Raw genomic sequence first — 17,700 nt, 5'->3', positions numbered from 1 at the left:
GAATCAGCTTTACTGAAAAGCTGATTACCACGGTGGTCTACCTTGTTGTTACTGCCTCAGCAAAAATCCAAAACTCCCAATCCACCATCCCAAATCAGTTAATATCCCGGATTTTGTTTCAATTGAGGCGACACGTTCAGGACATTGAAACCGATCGGGAAGATCTTGGTGTGATCGTCGGCGTCGGGTTGTTTATCCCACCACGTACCTGTGTTGAATTTATCGAACCGGATCAGATCCGTTCGGCGGCGACCTTCCGCTACGAACTCACGGCCCCACTCGTCGAGCAGTTCCTGTTCCGTTAGCGTGCTGCCATCTGTTGGGTACAGGCTTGGTGAACCAGCCGGGTAATACCGCTTGCGGACCGTGTTCAGTAACTGAGCCGCCTGGGTTTTGTTACCTAACCGAAACCGACATTCGGCCAGCGTGTAGTATACTTCGGCCAGGCGGATCTCGGCATAATCGGACTCGATCTTGTGCACATCACTCGAGGGGTACACCGGGTATTTCGTGACGTAGATGCCTGAATTCTGGTCGGCATGATTCATATTCGATTCCTTATCGGCCAACACCTGACCGGGCTTCGTCTTTTTGAACCAACCCACCTGATCGCGGATGTACAGCGTATAATCGCGGGTGCTTCGCACGGTGTCGCGGTTATTGTTGTAGGTCAGGTAGCCGTACAGGAACATTCCCTCGCGCTGGCTGTTGCCCAGGTTCCGGTACTTCTTCAGCCGCACATCATCGGCGTATTTCTGGAATTTAATAAACGGTTTGCCCAGCGCGAATGAATATTCCAGGCTATCGACATTACGGCCGGGTTGCAACGCATACCGTGGGTTCGCGTTTCCAAAATCGGTAAAGCTCATGTACCCTTGCGCCGCGTTGAATGGCATCATCCAAAAATACATGCCCCCATCATATTGCCAGTGTGACCGGCCAAACGTACCTGGGAAGGCAAAAATAGTCTCTGCCGACTGATCGTTGTTCCAGTCGTAAGGCGCATCCCAACGGGTAGCAACCGAATAAGCACCGTATTTACCATCTATAATGTCCTGACAGATTGTGGCGCAGTCGGCGTATCGGTCCTGACCGATGTAGACTTTCGCGTTCAGGTACAACCGGGCAAGTAACGTCATGGCTCCTGCTTTGGTCCAGCGGCCCTGAAACTGCTCGGTACCGGCGTCACCTTTGGCAGCCAGCAACGGCAATGATTCTTTCAACTCCGTTTCGATAAACGCAAAGGTTTGCTGCGGCGTCGACTGGGTGGTACCGGTCGTCTGTCCTTTCACAGCGGTGATGATCTCCAGATTCCGATACAGATCAAACAGCCGGATGTAATACCAGGCGCGCATAGTCCGCAGCTCAGCGATAAGTTGTTGCTGTTGCGCAACACTCAGGTTAAACTTTGCCGGGTCAATTCCCTGAATATCCTGCAGTGAATTGGTAGCCAGCGTAACACCTTGATACAGGTTATTCCAGCCGTCGTTACACCAGCTATCCTGCGAGGTCCAGGTGTGACCGTGTGCGCGAATGTACTGGCCACCGTCATACCAGTCACCCTCGCGGTTGGGCGTCATGAGTTGGTCGGCGGGCAATTCCTGCATGATAAACTGCGCCCCCTGCACCGTCCAGTAGCCGTGTTCGAAAGTCCGCAAAAACGAGCGGTACACATCGTCGCGGGTCTGGAAGAAGTTGCCGGACGTAACCCGGTCGTAGAGCGTTTCATCCAGCTTGGTACAGCTGGCAAATAAAGCTGTGCCCAGGCAAAGTGCAGACACATAGGAAAAAAATGTACGGATAGTCATCTGTTGTAACGTCGAGAGTTATAGACCTAGCTGAATACCAACCAGCACCTGCGTGGTGGTCGGGTAGTATGAGCGAGACGAGTTAATACCGGGATACAGGCCATTCACGGGGTACCGGTCGGGGTCGCCGCCGGTGAAGCTGGTAAACGTGACCATGTTCTTCGCCGCCGCATACACCCGCACCGACCGCACCACCTTCGAAGTGACACGCGGATTGTAGCCGATCGAGGCATTGTCGAGTTTCAGGAATGACCCATTCTCCAGAAAATAGTCGGACAGGATCACCGTTGTGGCCTGGTTGGTCAGCAGCGCGTATTTACTGCTTCCGTAGGCCGATGTCAGCACGTTGGCATTCGATTGGGTCGAGGGCGTACCGGTGTAGAAGGCTTGCGTGTTGAAGATTTTGTAGCCAAAGCTTCCCCGGAAAAACACCGTAGCATCCCATTTTTTGTACGAAAACGAATTGTTCAGGCTAAGGGTCAGCTGGGGCAAGCCGTTTCCAACTACCTGTTTATCATCATTATTGGCTTTATCTGCCGGAATGATCTCGCCTATCTTGTTGTACACCTGCAACTTACCATCGGTACCCACACCAGCCGATTTCAGCATGTAGAATGTACCAATGCGCTGCCCTTCCTGGAGCCGCTGCGCCGTACCCGGACTACCTGGCGCGGGCAACCCAACAACGTCAACGTAGCTCTGGCCCTTGTAGGCATCGTTTGAAAATGACACGAATTTGTTACTGTTGGTTGCGCCGGCAAAAGACAGGTTGTATTTGAAATTCGGTTTGTCAACAATCGTCGCATTCAGTTGCAACTCAATACCTGAGTTCTGCATACTGCCCACATTGGCGTAGGTCTGTCCCTGAATGTTTGGGGGCAGTTGCACCGTGTAGTTCCCCAGCAGATCGGTATTCTTGCGGGTGTAGTAGTTGATGCTCCCCGACAGTTTATTGTTGAAGAAGGCGAAATCAGCCCCGAAATTCAGGTTTTGAGCCGTTTCCCAACGCAGGGTATAGTTCGTGTTCTGGCTGGGTCCCCAAACCTGGTATTGCACCCCATTGAGCAGATAATAGCCATACCCCGAATACGTATCCAGCGAAAGGTAATTACCAAAATCCTGGTTACCCGTTACGCCATAGTCGGCCCGTAGTTTCAGTTCATTGATCCAGGTACGTCCTTTCATGAAAGGCTCTTCGCTGATGCGCCATCCGGCCGATACGGCAGGGAAATTTCCCCATTTGTTATCAAACCCGAATTTCGACGACCCTTCGCGGCGTAAACTGGCCGAGAACAGGTACTTGTCCTGATAGCCGTAGTTGACACGTCCGAAAAATGCGATCAGTTTCGAGTCATTCTTGTATGTCGCCAGTCCATTCCGGCCTTCTACCTGCTGGTATAAACCCGTACCTAAGTTATTGTAGGTCAAGGCATCAGACGGGAAATTGCGGTTATCAGCCGACAATCCCGAATTGACAAAATACTGGTATGAATAACCCGCCAGCACCTTCAGCGAATGCGCCTGCAGATCGAGCGAATAGTTGCCTACCCACTCCAGACTGCGCTGATCATTCTTGTTATAGGCCCGGCTAGCCGAGTTCATGCCTCCTTCATACTGAGCTGCATAAGTCGAGGTCGAAGGACGGAAAAAGAAGTCGAAAAAATCGCGGGTAAACTGCCCCCAGGTCACCTGCGTGTTCAACGTAGGCAGGATGTTCAGTTTCAGGCTGGCGTTATAATCCAGGAATTTCGCCTCTGTGCCGCTTTGCTCGGTCTGCAACCGCTCAACCGGGTTGAAAGGCGAGGTAAAACCCGACTGAATCTGGTAATACCGCGTCGGGTCGGTGAGGCTTCTGATTGGCAATGTCGGGTTCAGTGTCAGGGCCTGATCGTAAGCGCCATAATCGGCATTGCTGCTGGTATAATAGCGTGGAGCCACATTGACACCGATGGTATACAGGTTATTGGGCGATGTGTGGTTCAGGCTAAGCCGGGCACCATATTCGCCCCGGTTGGCCCGCAGGTCAATACCTTCCGCGTTTCGGTAATCGGCCGTTACGCGGTAGTTGTTTTTCGCATCACCACCCGAAAATGACAACGTATGTTTATACGTGAACGCCGCCTGCCGGGTAATGGCTTTTAGCCAGTCGGTCTTGGCGCCGTAATCCGTGCCGCGCTTCTGAGCCAGAAACTCGTCGGCACTGAGCACCTTTGGTTGCAGCGTAGCGAAATCGAAAGCCGCGTAGCTATTGTAGTCGACCTGATAGCCTTTGGTGCCTTTTTTGGTCGTGATCATGATCACCCCGTTGCTCCCCCGTGTCCCATAAATGGCCGAAGCTGCCCCGCCTTTCAGCACGTCGATCGATTCGATATCATTCTGGTTGATGTTTTCCAGCACACCACCCGGTACGCCGTTGATGACCACGAGCGGCCCCAGACCAGCATCACGCGAGGATACGCCCCGAAGCTGAATGCTCGGCATCGAGTTTGGGTCACCACCACCAGTATTGGTGATCGTCAGACCGGCTACTTTGCCCTGAAGGGCAGAGATGGGGTTCGTGGCGCCAATCGTTAACAGGTCACGACCCGACACGTGGGTAATGGCGCTGGTTACTTCCTTCTTGTCGAGCGTACCGTAACCCACTACCACCACTTCATTCAGCGATTTGATATCTGCTTCAAGCTGAACAACAATCGACGCCTGGTTTTCAACGGTCACGTCCTGCAGAACGTACCCAACAAAGCTGAATGTCAGAATCTGTGGGCCATCAGGAATCGTCAACTGGTATTTGCCGGTGGCGTCGGTAACCGAGCCTCGCGTGGTGCCTTTGATGACGACGCTGACGCCGGGAAGTACAGCCCCTTTTTCGTCGGTGACGGTCCCCGAGATGACCCGGTCAACAATAGCGTCGGGTATGTTTTCCGGTTGCTCTGGCGCAGGTTCAGCCAGCGAAACAGACAGCCGGCTCAGGATAATCTGCTGACCGGCAACGCTATACCGTACCTGAATGGGAATAAGCAGTTGATCTAATACTTCTTTGAGCGTTGTATTCTGGGCATTCAGCGACACAAGCCGCTTTGATTGTACCACCTGCGGGCTATACGAGAACTTGACATCAGCCACCCGTTCAATGGTCCGGAGCGCCGCCCGCATGTTCTCATTACGGACCTGCACCGTTAATCGACGGTTGAGCAGATCCTGCGCATCGGCATTCGTTGCCCGCGAGGCGTCGGTGAAAAGGATGGCAAGAACTAGTTGTATCAACGTGAGTTTCATCCCCCTTATCAAATAAAGGTTTACTTTTTTCATAATTTGAGCTTGGTTAGTTCGGTTGGAGCAAAAAATCGGGCAACGCCACACCCCTCGTTCCATCGGGACGGCATTGCAGCAGGGGACATTTGGGCCAGCGGTTTTCGCAGAACCGCTGGCTTTTTTTATACCCTGTTTCTGAAGAAAGAGCGGGTTAGTTCATCTGTTGCTTTGGTGAAAAGTAAAAAGATAGCGTTGTGGAAATGGGGTAAAAACAGGCTCACCGGCAATCCCCGCCGGAGATAACAACTTGGCCATCAATAACCTCATACTCAGCCCCTATGGTCTTGCAGATGATCGTCAGCTTTTGCTCGAACGATTCGTCGGCTAATGAAGCGCTGAGTTGACAGCGGGCCAGCGCCGTTTTGTTGAACAGTATCTGAATGTTGTAGGCCTTCTCCAGCTCAGCAAACACCAGGGCTACCGGCGTTTCGTCGTAGAGGAACGGGCTTATTTTTACTTGTCTGTCAAGAACCACACGTGGCGCATGGGTCAGCCGTTTGTCGAACTGCTCCGATTTCCGGGTAAACACCAGGAGTTGATTGGCATGGAGCAGAACACCTTTGCGGTCGGCTTTCGTAGCGGCCCCGCCTTCCCGATAAACCGACACCTGACCGGAGGCCACATCGACGTTGATATTCGCTTCCCGCTCGAAAGCCCGCACGGTGAACTTCGTGCCGAGTACTTTGGTCACCAACTCGCCAGCATAGACCAGAAACGGTTTTCTGGCATTTTTCACGACCGAAAATGTAGCTTCACCAGTGAGGTATACCATCCGATTGATCGAAGTCGTGTCGGTTATAAAGCTGATTCGGCTGCCGGGCGACAGCGCGACCGTTGAGCCGTCGGGCAGCACAATTTCCTGCAATTGGCCTGTCGAGTTGACCCGTTCAGTGATCGGTTGCGCTACCGCTGCCAGTTGCCGTTCGTAGGGGGAGCGAAACCGGTGGATGTTCAGCCACCAGAGGCCAGCGCCAGCGGCCAATAGTAAACAGGCCGCTGCTACCCAACGTACCCAGCTGAGTGAACGCTGTACCACAAACGGCTCCTGTTGCGTATTGCGGTTGGTTGCCTGAATGCGGATCAACAGCTGCTCTACCGCTTCCTCCGACAGGTACGTTCTGGCGTAATCATCCAGGCCGAGCCGTAGCGATTCGACAAGCTTAACTGCCTGCTGCCATTCAGTTGCGCGGTCGGGATGTTGCCGGAGCCAGGCTGTCCAAAAAGCGTGCGATTGCTCCGTAGGCGTCAGCTGATGACTAACGAAGGCATCGTCGGTCAGGAAATCAGCCGCTGAGAAGTGGTCGTAAAGTTGTACCAACGTATGATCGAATTTGCCGTAGATGACAAATTCTAAAAACCATACTCACTTTAAGCCAAAAAAATAATGGAAAAAGTTAATAAGAGGCCTAGAAGACGCCCTCTAAGCTTCTCAACAGCCCTGAATACCAGGTTTTGAGCCGACTGTTTGTTTACCTCAAGCACCTCGGCAATCTGGCCGTAATCCATATTTTCGACAAAGCGGAGTTTCAGGGCTTCCTGCTGACGGGGCGGCAATTGCGCAATCAATAGCTTGATCCGCTCCTGCCGGTTGGTCGCTTCCGCTATATCTTCCTGCTGCTCCAACTCATCTGGCTGAGACCAGAGGTCTTCATAGTCAGCTTCAGACAGCGACTGATAAGGTCGCTCTTTGCGTTCAAGCAAATGCATGATGCGGGTTTTCAAGGCCCTAAGCAGGTAAAACCGCACATTGTCGGGCGTTGACAGCCGGGTGCGTTTCACCCATATTTCGGTAAACACATCGTGAATGCAGTCAAGCACAAACGCTTCGGAAGCCGCTACCAGGCTCAGCCCGTAGCGATACATAGCCCGCACGTGTAGCTGGTAAAGCTCCGTATAAGCTGCCTCATCACCTGCTTTAAATGCGTCCCAACGTTGCTGTTCCGTCTGCTCACTCACGTTCACGATAGTGCTTGAATTTGCCAGCTTACAGCAGGCTACTTCATGATAACGCAGCACTACTGCGTACTCGTTCGCCGGAATGGTAAGCCTTGAAACGATTTCGGGTATGTTACGTGCAAACGCCAGGTACGTCCTCTAACCGAAAGTAGACGGGAATACCACGTTCCTGAGCCAGACGAACGTCATTATCAGCACCAGCCGAGGCACCCTTGATCCGAAGTAGCGCGTCACATTTATCAAGCAGTTGATGGGCCACCGGATATTGAATTTCATTCCAGACCTCGTCGCCGGGTTGGGTCGACCCGCCCAGTTTAATGAGGGGAAGCGCTACCCATTCACCAATCATAGGCAAGTGACCAGCACGGAATAGTGGTAAGGCCACAGACTCAAGCTGAGCCAGATTGTTGGCCATCAGCGTGGGGTCATCGTTGGTACCGCCCCGATACGGGCCGGCAATGAGAATCATCATGGTAATGTCTGATTGGGGATTTTGGATCGGTCCGCCGACGCGGTTGGATTTAAGGTTGCTTTCGCATCTCCCTTCGACAAGCTTAGAAAGTTGCGAAAGCAACTTGGCTCGCGAAGCAATGCCGACGATTAGTAGCGATTGATTTTAATGGCCTCGCGCCTCAGTTTGCCAGCTGACGTAGGCGAAGATGATACAGGAGCATGATCGTTTTACCGTCCATGATCTCACCGGTGGTGATCATTCGCAGGGCATCGGTAAAGGGCAGCTCCAGCACGTCGATGTCTTCTTCGTCAATGCCGCCACCTGTTTGCCGGGTAGTATCGGCGCTGTATTCGGCGAGGTAGAAAAAAAGCCGCTCCGTTACTGACCCCGGACTCATGTAGGCTTCCATCACTCTTTCTACTGCCGAAATCTGATAGCCGGTTTCCTCTTCCATCTCGCGCCGGATGGCATCATCGGGATGGTCATCGTCGAGCAGGCCCGCGCAGGTTTCGATCAGCATACCGGAGTCATTACCGTTTACGTAGGTCGGTAAGCGAAATTGGCGGGTCAGAATCACCATGTCGGCGGCTGGGTTGTGGAGGAGAATAGTGGCTCCGTTGCCCCGGTCATACGCTTCCCGTTGCTGTGTAGTCCATTCGCCGTTGGCCTGCTGGTAATCGAATGTGTAGCGTTTCAATACGTACCAATTGTCGGAAAGCAGCTTTTCGTCGGTAATTCGTACCCGAGGATTGGTCATTTTGTTTATTTTTGTTTGAATTTGTTCATTTTTGTACAAATAAATTAAGGAGTTATGAATTATCAAAGCCGGAAGCGATTAATTCTTCAGTTGGTAGAGCAACAGGAATCTGTTGATGTGCGCGAGTTGGCCCTTCACGTGCAAACGTCTGAGATGACTATTCGCCGCGATCTATCACAGCTTGCCGCTGAGGGTCTTGTGTACCGGACACATGGTGGAGCCATGCGGGTCGATCTGGCCAAACAGCCATTCCGTTTCGAGCATAAAGCGGCCAGCCGGGCCGAACAGAAAGATCAGATCTGCCAGTTGGCTGCGCAGGAAATTCAGGAAGGCGAAACCGTTTTTCTGGATTGTGGTAGCACCGTTTTTCGCATGTGCCCCTATATCCGTCATAAGCGCATTCAGATCATCACCAATTCATTACCCATTGTAGCTGAACTGATGAACTCTTCCGTAACCATTAATCTGGTGGGTGGCGAGATCGACATGCAACGCCAGGCCGTTCATGGGCTCATTGCCGAAGAACACATTCGCCGATACCGCGCCCACCGCGCTTTTATTGGTGTTGACGGGATCTCCGTGGCCAACGGGTTGAGCGCTGGTAGCGAGAAAGAAGCGAGCACGGCTTTGACCATGGCCAGCCAGGCCAGGTACGTGTACCTGCTGTGCGATTCGTCGAAATTTGAGCAGGATAAATACTTACACTTCGCTCCGCTCACACTGGCTCAGACATTGATCACGGACAAAGACGCCCCGCCCGAGGTTGTAAACCAATATAAAAACAGCGGTATACATATAATCCAATGAGTTAGCAGTTACCAGTATGTTAGTAGCCACCTTTCTTCAACGAATAATCGATTAGTCGACCGCTGGCTAATAGATGTTACCGATTTCTAATTATGAAGCAATATCATTTGGTTAGTTATGCTGTAGATTAGCTCTTCGCTTACCAGCCTAACCGTCATCAATGCCTGCTTACCTTTTCATAACCGTATTTATCTGGCTTGATGGCAGTTCGGCAATGAATGGCCGGGCACAGCCCGATTCATTGCTCCGAAACCGGCTTTACACACAATGGCAGGCAGTGCGGTACAGGCTCCCCGACTCTTCGCTCTATTACGCAACGCAGCTTCATCAACTGGCCAGGAAAACAAGAAGAGACGCCGATCTGGCCCAAAGCCTGATGACACTGGGCATTGTTGAGCGAGATCGGGGTAACTACGCCGAAGCGGTTTCGCTATTCCAACAGGCACTACCCCACGGCGAACGTCTGACCGATCACGATGCTATTGGCTCTATTTATCAGAACATGGCCCTCACCTACAAGCGAATGGGCGATTCGCAACGGGTGACAGCCATCTGGGAACAGGCCCTCGGATACGCCGAAAAAGCGTACTCACTGTTTAAAACCTACCGTAGCTCACCGGGTAACATCGCCAACGCTCAAAACACGATGGCCATTATCCAGCGCGATCTTGAGCAGTTTGAGAAGGCCCGTCAAAACTACCAGGCGGCCATCGAGTTACTGGAACCGATTCAGGCTAATCTTAGCCGGAAAGACCTGAGCACGCTGGCCATTCTGTACGGTAATCTGGGCCAGCTCCTGATCAACGACAAGAAGTACGACCAATCAATCAGCCTCATTAGTAAAGCGCTGGTTATCAACACCAGCATCAATCAGCTGACCAGCCTTGAGCACAATCGGCGCAACCTGGCCAAAGCCTACCGGCTTCAGAAAAACCTGCCCGAGTCGGCAAAAAATGCGCAGAAAGCTATTGAATACGCCCGCCAGATTGGTGATCCGCACCGGCTGTTCAACACGCTGTCTGTAACCTACGAAACCTACAGCGACCTGGGCGATTATAAACAGGCGCTGGACATGCTGAAAGAGCAAAAGCTAATTGAAGATTCGCTCATGCGGGTCGATAAGGCCAGGCAGATTCTGGCGCTTCAGGCCCAGTACGACAATGAACGTACCCGGCAGCTAGCCGAAGTTACCGCCCAGAAAGACCGATTACTGGCTGAGACGAAAGCCCGGCTACTGCTTCAGCATGAAGGCGATCTGGCTCGAATCGACGCGGATAAAACGCGCGACCTGTCGCGGATGAGCGCCAGAGCCGAATTAGATAAAGAGGAATTACGAAGCCGGTACGCCAGTGCCTCGAACCAGCAGAAGATCAGACAGCTTGGCGCGGAAAACAGTCGTCAGAGCCTGCAGGTGCTTTGGCTCAGCATCGGCGCCTGCCTGTTTTGCCTGCTATCTGGTTTACTGTTGCTGCTGTATCGCCGTGTACGTCACAGCCGGGCCAAAATTCAGACCCAGTCTGAGCAGATGAAACTGCTGATGCGCGAACTGCACCACCGGGTCAAGAATAACCTCGCGGTGGTATCGGGGCTGCTCGAACTGCAGGCCAACCGCCTTGGCGACGCTCCCATCCGGCAGGCTTTTGTGGAAAGTCAGCAGCGGATACAGGCGATGTCGCTCATTCACCAGCGCCTGTACCAAACCGACACCACCACCCAAATTAACCTGACCGATTATACGCACAGCCTCATTGACTCACTGATGGCTGCCTACGGCTATACCCCCAATCAACTGGAGCGAAAAGTATCAATTGAAGTGGCCGATGTTGATGTTGATATTGCCATTCCGCTTGGCCTGATCTTGAATGAGTTACTAACCAACGCGTTTAAGTACGCCTTCCCCAATGCCAAATCAGCCCCCAGGCTCACGGTTCGGATCTGGCACAAAGATGGCCTGAACCTGCTGCTCGCCGACAACGGACCGGGCTTGAACCTAAATGAATGGAAAACCGAGCAGACGTTAGGCCGCAACACATCATTTGGCCGACGGCTAATCCACAGCCTCAGCGATCAGATCGGGGCATCGATGGATGTTGACGTCAGACAGGGGACATGCTTCACATTACACATTCCAACACACCTATTTCAGATGAATTAACCAACAAAAAGTACTCATCGGCCTCTACTCCAATGTAGTTCACCGACATTACCCTGCACCTTACCTACTTTATCAGCATTTTAGAGAATCAATTTCAGGGTGACCAATCAATTTCGTAGTTGGCTACCCATAATTGGTCCGCGAATACATGGTGCCAACGTTTATCACTCCCACATACCTCTGGCTGGCGCTCGTCGTTCTTGGTAGCCTTGCGCTGGCATGTGGGCTACTCGTATATCGGCTCAGGCAGGTCAGGCAGGCGGTGCACCAGCAGGAAGATGATCTACAGGCATTACGTCGGGAACTGAGCCACCGGGTAAATACCAATCTGGCCGTTGTGATCGGGCTGATGGAGTTGCAGCTGGCCCAGGTTATTGACCATTCGGCCCGGCACCCGCTGCAGCAAAGCCTGAGCCGGGTCAGGTCGGTGGCGCTGCTACAACAGCGGCTTTATCAGGGCAGTGCGCCTACAGCCGTCAACCTGCGGCAGTATGTGCAACGGCTTTATCAAACCCTGACACTCACCGATGCCACTGACCTGACGTTGTTGCTGGATACAGATGAATTAAGTGCCGACATGGCTTTGCCCGTCGGCCTTATTCTCCACGAACTGGTTGCCGATGCGGCGTTGCATGCCGCGCCAAAGCAGCCAATGCTCACCGTCAGCCTCTCGCAGCGCGATGGGCTACTGCTTGAAGTTACCGACCAAGGGCCATCGCTGGAAAACCAGGGCCCACGCTGGTCGCGGGCGGGTGTGGCACTTCCCCAACGATTGATCGAAGGCTTAAGTGAACAAATAGGAGGAGCCTGCTCTATGCAACCTGGTCTGGGCATGCACTTTCGATTGCATATTGCTAAATGATCAATGGTCAATTAGTAATGAACATGCGCAACGTACCTCAGTGAAGCAACGGATAACTGATCCCTGAAAAACATGAACTTACTAGTTGTTGAAGACGAAGCAATTTTAGCAATGACCCTCTGCGACCATCTCGAAGCAGAAGGGTATCGCGTGGTAGGTATTGCTAACAACGGCCTGAAGGCGATTGACCTTTTTCAGCACAACCAGGTGGATCTGCTCCTCTGCGACATCACGATCAAAGGGGAATTTGACGGTATTGAGACGGCACGCCGCATCAATGCCATCAGGAACGTACCTGTTATCTACCTGACCGCCTACTCCGACTCCGATACCGTTTCTCGCGCCAAGCAAACGTTTCCGGCCGCCTACCTGACCAAGCCGTACGACATCATGAATCTGCGCCTGGCCATTGAAATTGCGCTCAATAACGGCACCAGACCAACGTCGGCAAGCCCTCCTCCGGCCACACCGGCCGTAGAACCCATGGTCAGCGCCCGGGAAATGATCCTGAAGAGCGATCAGCACATATTCATTCGGCAGGGCTATCAGTTTGTAAAGGTTAATCTAAGCGATATTCATGTGCTGGTTGCCGAAGACATCTACACTACCTTCCTGACGGCAACCAAGAAGTATTCACTGCGAATGCCTTTGACCACTGTGCTCGACAAACTTGATTACCCAAAGGTGGTTCGGGTGCATCGGTCCTACGCCGTAAATACATCGCTCGTTGATACATTCGACGAAAACGAGATCAGAGTGGCCGAACGCCTCGTGCCGCTGGGACGACACTATAAGGATCAGTTTCTACAGAGCCTGCATCAGTCAACTTAATTATCCCACTTACTACGTAGAATTAATTCCACAAAGTGGCGAATAGGTGCTATACTGCATCCATATCCGCATGGCTATCTTGTTTACCAGTGCCTCAATAAGCGGTTCAGCAACTTATTGACAGTCAGCCGGTATACTTCATAACAAGTTATTTATCAGGCACAAACACATAGCTGGTACAGCTTTTGGCCATGTGTAGCCGAATCAATTTCACTCACACGTTATGACTAGTATGAAAATGAATAGCAAGGGCTTCGTCGCCTTGCTCCTGGCTGCCGGCCTGACCTCCAGCGACGCGCTGATGAGTTGTAAATCTGTCAAGAACAATACAAACAAAACACAGCGGGGCGCTGCTATCGGCGTTGGTGCCGGGGCAGTGGCTGGTGGTGTAATTGGCCGCAAATCAGGTAACACTGTCTTGGGTGCTATTCTGGGCGCCACGGTTGGTGGTGCGGCTGGTGCTGTAATTGGCCGGAAGATGGACAAACAGGCTGAAGACCTGAAAAAAGACCTGCCAAACGCCACCGTAGAACGAGTTGGCGAGGGTATAAAAATTACGTTTAACTCCGACATTCTGTTTGCCGTTGGCAAGTCAGATTTACAGGAAGCCACAAAACGTCAACTGTCTGATTTTGCTCAGACGCTGGAAAAATATCCGGATACAAACCTGATCATTGAAGGACACGCCGATGCTACTGGCTCCGACGATCTGAACCTTCGCCTATCAAATCAGCGCGCCGACGCGGTATCAAGCTATTTGAAATCGGTTGGCGTAAAAGGGGGCCGTTTAACGGAGAAAGGCTACGGAGAATCGCAACCTATTGCCGATAATAGCACAGAAGCTGGTCGCGCAAAAAACCGAAGGGTCGATATTGCCGTATTTGCTAATGATAAGATGCAGCGCGACGCCAAAAATGGTAACATCGATTAACAGAGGCTATGGCTATGCTAGACGACAACGAGAAGAAAACAGTTAGGCACGAATTCAATGAAGTCGTGAACATGTCAGCTTCTTCTCTGGAGAAATGGCTTGAGACCGACGAATCAAAAGCTGTCGGTCAGAAAAAAGAGGGCAACAGTGAATCAATTGGTCACGAATCTGGCAAGAAGATCATTGCCATTCTGGCCAAGAAACAGGCCGAACTGACCGACGATGAGTATGCACACATGCAGAAAGTAATCAGCTACGTTCGGCGCCATTCGGCCCAAAAACCAGCCGAAGTAGCCGGTAGTAACTGGCTTTACTCGCTCAAGAACTGGGGGCACGACCCGCAGAAGTAAAAGCGCGAAATCGCTTTCTGATTTACTCAACACATTAATTTCAGTACCAGTACATTACTTATTTTAACTCAACAACGTTATGAATGTTAAGGAAACACGGGGTGAAATCCTCGACCAGCTCAATAAGCTTTTGACCAGCAGCCACGATGCCGAAAAAGGCTATCAGGAAGCAGCCGAAAGCGTGAAGGATGCCGAACTGAAAAGCCTGTTCCTGGCCCAGTCGCGCCAGCGTGCTGAGTTCGCTACTGAACTCGACCGTGAGATTCGCGCCTTGGGTGGCGATCCAGACAACGGAACCAGTCTGGCCTCAGACCTGCACCGTGCCTGGATAAACATCAAGTCGGCGGTATCAAATAGTACAGATAAAGCAGTAGCCGAAGAGTGCCAGCGCGGCGACTCAGAAGCACTGAACGATTATAAAGATGTGTTGGAGCAGACTGACATTGCGGCTAGTACCCGTGAGTTGCTGCTTAACCAGAAGAGTAAAGTCGAGTCGGCCCATGAAACAATGGGACGCTTGGCTTTGGTAGTGTAGTGAATGGTGGGATCGGAAAGCCTGCGCTCATTGAGTGCAGGCTTTTTTGTTTTAGGGGTATTTGTTCTACTTTGGGCATCGGTTGAGTGGCAGGCTGGTTAACTAGTTGACTGGTTTGATCGATTAATAAGCTAACCACCTAACTGATCAACCAATTACCCAATTCCCCTGATACATGCATTCGTCCCGACGCTCTTTTCTTCGCACAACGGCTCTTGGTACGGCCGCCCTACCTCTCTTCCCTTCCGTGCTGACCCAGCCCGTTTATGCACAGACAGACACAAAGGCACCTCTCGAAAAAGTACGCCTTGCTTTCATTGGTCTGGGCGAACGCGGCCGAGGCCATCTGGAACAGGCTATTTACCGCCCCGACGTGCAGATAACGGCACTATGTGATATTGATCCAGTCTCGTTAGGCAAGGCCAACGCACTGCTTCAGAAAGCAGGCCGCCCCCTGCCACCAACCTACTCGAAAGGAGATGAGGCGTTCAGAGAGATGCTGAAGCGCGATGACATTGACGGGGTTGTCATTGCTACGCCCTGGGAATGGCACGTACCGATGGCAGTGGCAACGATGCTGGCCGGAAAATATGCCGGCGTAGAAGTATCGGCAACGGTAACTCTTAAGGAATCCTGGGATCTAGTCAACGCGTACGAGAAAACGGGGGCACACTGCATGATCCTCGAAAATGTCTGCTACCGCCGCGATGTACTGGCTGTGCTTAATATGGTTCGGCAAGGTATGTTCGGCGAGCTGACATACGCCCATTGCGGCTATCAGCACGATCTGCGCGAGGTGAAATTCAACAATGGTAAACAAGTGTATGGCGGCGGTGTTGAGTTTGGACCGAATGCCATGTCGGAAGCTCGCTGGCGCACCCAACACTCCGTTGACCGGAACGGTGATCTGTATCCCACTCACGGTCTGGGCCCGGTAGCGCACTGGTTGAATATTAACCGGGGGAACCAGTTTCTGTACCTGACCTCAATGGCCACCAAATCGCGCGGGCTCCACAAATACGTGGTTGACAAAGGCGGAGCCAATCACCCCAACGCCAAGGTAAACTTTAAGCTGGGCGACGTGGTGACGACGATGATCGAGTGCGCTAATGGCGAAAACATTGTCATCATTCACGATACCAATTCACCCCGCCCCTATTCGCTGGGTTTCCGGGCGCAGGGGACGCAGGGCGTCTGGATGGACGACGGCGATGTGATCTACCTGGAAGGCGTTTCGGCCAAACCGCACGTGTTTGAGCCTTTCAAGGAATACCAGGAGAAATACGATCATCCCCTCTGGAAGCGGCACGCCGCCAGCGCCGAAAAAGCGGGGCACGGTGGTATCGATTTTTTTGTGTTCCGGGCATTCGTAGAGGCCATCAAGAACCAGACCGCCCCGCCCATCGACGTATATGACGCCGCTGCCTGGAGTGCCATTAGCCCGCTGTCGGAACAGAGTATTGCAAAAGGCAGCAAACCCATTGAAATTCCCGATTTCACCCGGGGCAAATGGAAAACCAACCAACCCATCTTCGGCCTGACCGACGCGTACTAAAAAAGCAATGTCGTTACGTGGTCATTAGTCAGCGGCTATCCAATGACCACGTAACGACCATTTATGCCGCGAAGCATAATGACTACAAACCCGTTAACTGCCTCAACGCCTGGTCGCATCTGCCTTTTCGGCGAACATCAGGATTACCTTGGCCTGCCCGTTATTGCGGCGGCAATTTCCCGGCGTGTCAGCGTAAGCGCCCATCGGAGTGGCCCGCCGCAGGTACGTCTGCAACTGCCCGACCTTAAGCAGGAAATCACGTTCGACATCAGTCAGTTTCCGCTAACGTACCTACACGACCGTGACTATTTCAGCAGTGCACTAAACGTGCTGCACCGTGAAGGGTTGCGTTTTTCGGAAGGTATCAGCGGCGAAGTATCAGGCAACATTCCGATAAACGCAGGTACGTCGAGCTCATCGGCGTTACTGATCAGCTGGCTGAACATCCTGAGCCAACTGGCCGATACGCCACGAACGTTTTCGCCGGCACAACTCGCCGAATTCGCCTACGTGGCCGAGGTGCTCGAATTTGGCGATCCCGGCGGTATGATGGATCATTACTCCACTGCACTGGGTGGCGTTATCTACCTGGAATCGGTTCCTCAGATCAAGGTCGAACCGTTTACGCCGGCATTGGGCACGTTTGTGTTAGGCGATTCGGGCGAGCCGAAAGACACCATCGGCTTGCTGAGATACGTGAAATGCGGCATGCTGGCCGCGATGGATAAGATGCGGGCATTCGACCCGTCGTTTTCACTGGAAAAATTACCGATCGATGGGCTAGCCAGGTACGTTCACCTACTCACGCCCGACGAGAAAACGTTGGTTCACGGTAATCTTTCCGACCGGGATATACTGCGCGACGCGTTGATGCTGCTTCGTCAGCCCATCATTGATCACCAGCAGTTTGGCAACCTACTGACGTTTCACCAAAACAACCTTCGCGACGCGAAACGCATTTCAACTCCAAAAATCGACCGGATGATCAACGCAGCATTGGCTGCGGGGGCTTATGGTGCCAAGATCAACGGCTCGGGCGGTGGCGGCTGCATGTTTGCCTACGCACCTGAGCATCCAGCATCAGTGGCCGAAGCCATAGAACGAGCTGGAGGCCGGGCATACCTGATCGAGGTGGATCAGGGAACGTGGAGGATTGGTTAATTAGCTGATTGGTTGACTAGTTGATTTGATTGGATAACTGGTTGATCAGTTACTAAGAAACGTACCTGGTTCGTTGTCGCTTGCCTATGGCGAGTGACCTGTATCTATAGGGCCTATGGCCCGTTAGTAGCCAACTGAAGGGCTTTTGCTCATAGTTCGTAGAGTGGATCGAACGGGCCGGAGGCCCTATCAATAAGGGTCACTCGCCACAGGCAAGCGACAACGT

At 52.4% G+C, this 17,700-nt stretch carries 15 protein-coding genes; 9 read left to right on the top strand and 6 right to left on the bottom strand.

Going from position 1 to position 17,700, the window contains the following annotated elements:
* Positions 1 to 98: 98 nt before the first annotated feature.
* From J2I46_RS10230 to nudK, 6 genes are all read right to left on the bottom strand, one after another.
* The gene (locus J2I46_RS10230) at positions 99 to 1,808 is read right to left on the bottom strand and encodes a RagB/SusD family nutrient uptake outer membrane protein (protein WP_207328900.1); all 1,710 of its coding nucleotides are present in this window, start codon (positions 1,806 to 1,808) and stop codon (positions 99 to 101) included.
* Between the two features lie 18 nt (positions 1,809 to 1,826).
* On the bottom strand, positions 1,827 to 5,117 hold the full coding sequence (locus J2I46_RS10225; RefSeq protein ID WP_207328899.1) for a SusC/RagA family TonB-linked outer membrane protein: 3,291 nt from the start codon (positions 5,115 to 5,117) through the stop codon (positions 1,827 to 1,829).
* Positions 5,118 to 5,337: 220 nt separating this feature from the next.
* Positions 5,338 to 6,438 (bottom strand): FecR family protein, encoded by a 1,101-nt coding sequence (locus J2I46_RS10220; protein WP_207328898.1) that lies wholly within the window; start codon positions 6,436 to 6,438, stop codon positions 5,338 to 5,340.
* Between the two features lie 50 nt (positions 6,439 to 6,488).
* Positions 6,489 to 7,136, bottom strand: coding sequence for an RNA polymerase sigma factor (locus J2I46_RS10215; RefSeq protein WP_310589008.1), 648 nt, complete (start codon positions 7,134 to 7,136; stop codon positions 6,489 to 6,491).
* 52 nt (positions 7,137 to 7,188) lie between these two features.
* Positions 7,189 to 7,548: a DUF4406 domain-containing protein gene (locus J2I46_RS10210; protein WP_207328897.1), complete on the bottom strand. Its 360-nt coding sequence runs from the start codon at positions 7,546 to 7,548 to the stop codon at positions 7,189 to 7,191.
* Between the two features lie 160 nt (positions 7,549 to 7,708).
* Positions 7,709 to 8,287: a GDP-mannose pyrophosphatase NudK gene (gene nudK, locus J2I46_RS10205; RefSeq protein WP_207328896.1), complete on the bottom strand. Its 579-nt coding sequence runs from the start codon at positions 8,285 to 8,287 to the stop codon at positions 7,709 to 7,711.
* A gap of 54 nt (positions 8,288 to 8,341) precedes the next feature.
* Here nudK and J2I46_RS10200 point away from each other — a divergent pair, with 54 nt between their 5' ends.
* The 9 genes from J2I46_RS10200 (at position 8,342) to J2I46_RS10160 (ending at position 17,474) form a co-directional block, all read left to right on the top strand.
* Positions 8,342 to 9,094, top strand: a complete 753-nt coding sequence (locus J2I46_RS10200) for a DeoR/GlpR family DNA-binding transcription regulator (protein WP_207328895.1) — start codon at positions 8,342 to 8,344, stop codon at positions 9,092 to 9,094.
* Between the two features lie 160 nt (positions 9,095 to 9,254).
* A complete protein-coding gene (locus J2I46_RS10195; protein ID WP_207328894.1) occupies positions 9,255 to 11,249 on the top strand; it encodes a tetratricopeptide repeat protein in 1,995 nt (664 codons plus the stop codon).
* 148 nt (positions 11,250 to 11,397) lie between these two features.
* Positions 11,398 to 12,111: a sensor histidine kinase gene (locus J2I46_RS10190; RefSeq protein ID WP_207328893.1), complete on the top strand. Its 714-nt coding sequence runs from the start codon at positions 11,398 to 11,400 to the stop codon at positions 12,109 to 12,111.
* A gap of 72 nt (positions 12,112 to 12,183) precedes the next feature.
* Positions 12,184 to 12,942: a response regulator gene (locus J2I46_RS10185; RefSeq protein WP_207328892.1), complete on the top strand. Its 759-nt coding sequence runs from the start codon at positions 12,184 to 12,186 to the stop codon at positions 12,940 to 12,942.
* A gap of 232 nt (positions 12,943 to 13,174) precedes the next feature.
* Complete coding sequence (locus J2I46_RS10180) at positions 13,175 to 13,873, top strand: YiaD family glycine zipper/OmpA-like lipoprotein (protein WP_510186067.1); 699 nt, start codon at positions 13,175 to 13,177, stop codon at positions 13,871 to 13,873.
* An 8-nt stretch (positions 13,874 to 13,881) separates the two neighbouring features.
* Positions 13,882 to 14,223: a DUF3140 domain-containing protein gene (locus J2I46_RS10175; RefSeq protein ID WP_207328890.1), complete on the top strand. Its 342-nt coding sequence runs from the start codon at positions 13,882 to 13,884 to the stop codon at positions 14,221 to 14,223.
* Between the two features lie 79 nt (positions 14,224 to 14,302).
* Positions 14,303 to 14,758, top strand: coding sequence for a ferritin-like domain-containing protein (locus tag J2I46_RS10170; protein ID WP_207328889.1), 456 nt, complete (start codon positions 14,303 to 14,305; stop codon positions 14,756 to 14,758).
* 175 nt (positions 14,759 to 14,933) lie between these two features.
* Positions 14,934 to 16,313 (top strand): Gfo/Idh/MocA family protein, encoded by a 1,380-nt coding sequence (locus tag J2I46_RS10165; protein WP_207328888.1) that lies wholly within the window; start codon positions 14,934 to 14,936, stop codon positions 16,311 to 16,313.
* Between the two features lie 63 nt (positions 16,314 to 16,376).
* Positions 16,377 to 17,474 (top strand): mevalonate kinase family protein, encoded by a 1,098-nt coding sequence (locus tag J2I46_RS10160; protein WP_229379675.1) that lies wholly within the window; start codon positions 16,377 to 16,379, stop codon positions 17,472 to 17,474.
* The last annotated feature ends 226 nt before the right edge of the window (positions 17,475 to 17,700 follow it).

The organism is Fibrella forsythiae (genome assembly GCF_017353175.1).
GTDB classification, from domain to species: Bacteria; Bacteroidota; Bacteroidia; order Cytophagales; family Spirosomataceae; genus Fibrella; species Fibrella forsythiae.
The sequence above is the reverse complement of the archived record's forward strand: the minus strand, read 5'-3'. Positions and strand labels throughout refer to the sequence as shown.

Excerpts from the sequence above, each read along its gene's own strand:
- J2I46_RS10165 (WP_207328888.1), top strand. The coding sequence starts at position 14,934 with ATGCATTCGTCCCGACGCTCTTTTCTTCGCACAACGGCTCTTGGTACG.
- J2I46_RS10230 (WP_207328900.1), bottom strand. The coding sequence starts at position 1,808 with ATGACTATCCGTACATTTTTTTCCTATGTGTCTGCACTTTGCCTGGGC.
- nudK (WP_207328896.1), bottom strand. The coding sequence starts at position 8,287 with ATGACCAATCCTCGGGTACGAATTACCGACGAAAAGCTGCTTTCCGAC.
- J2I46_RS10225 (WP_207328899.1), bottom strand. The coding sequence starts at position 5,117 with ATGAAAAAAGTAAACCTTTATTTGATAAGGGGGATGAAACTCACGTTG.
- J2I46_RS10200 (WP_207328895.1), top strand. The coding sequence starts at position 8,342 with ATGAATTATCAAAGCCGGAAGCGATTAATTCTTCAGTTGGTAGAGCAA.
- J2I46_RS10210 (WP_207328897.1), bottom strand. The coding sequence starts at position 7,548 with ATGATGATTCTCATTGCCGGCCCGTATCGGGGCGGTACCAACGATGAC.
- J2I46_RS10195 (WP_207328894.1), top strand. The coding sequence starts at position 9,255 with ATGCCTGCTTACCTTTTCATAACCGTATTTATCTGGCTTGATGGCAGT.
- J2I46_RS10185 (WP_207328892.1), top strand. The coding sequence starts at position 12,184 with ATGAACTTACTAGTTGTTGAAGACGAAGCAATTTTAGCAATGACCCTC.
- J2I46_RS10175 (WP_207328890.1), top strand. The coding sequence starts at position 13,882 with ATGGCTATGCTAGACGACAACGAGAAGAAAACAGTTAGGCACGAATTC.
- J2I46_RS10160 (WP_229379675.1), top strand. The coding sequence starts at position 16,377 with ATGCCGCGAAGCATAATGACTACAAACCCGTTAACTGCCTCAACGCCT.
- J2I46_RS10190 (WP_207328893.1), top strand. The coding sequence starts at position 11,398 with ATGGTGCCAACGTTTATCACTCCCACATACCTCTGGCTGGCGCTCGTC.
- J2I46_RS10180 (WP_510186067.1), top strand. The coding sequence starts at position 13,175 with ATGAAAATGAATAGCAAGGGCTTCGTCGCCTTGCTCCTGGCTGCCGGC.
- J2I46_RS10170 (WP_207328889.1), top strand. The coding sequence starts at position 14,303 with ATGAATGTTAAGGAAACACGGGGTGAAATCCTCGACCAGCTCAATAAG.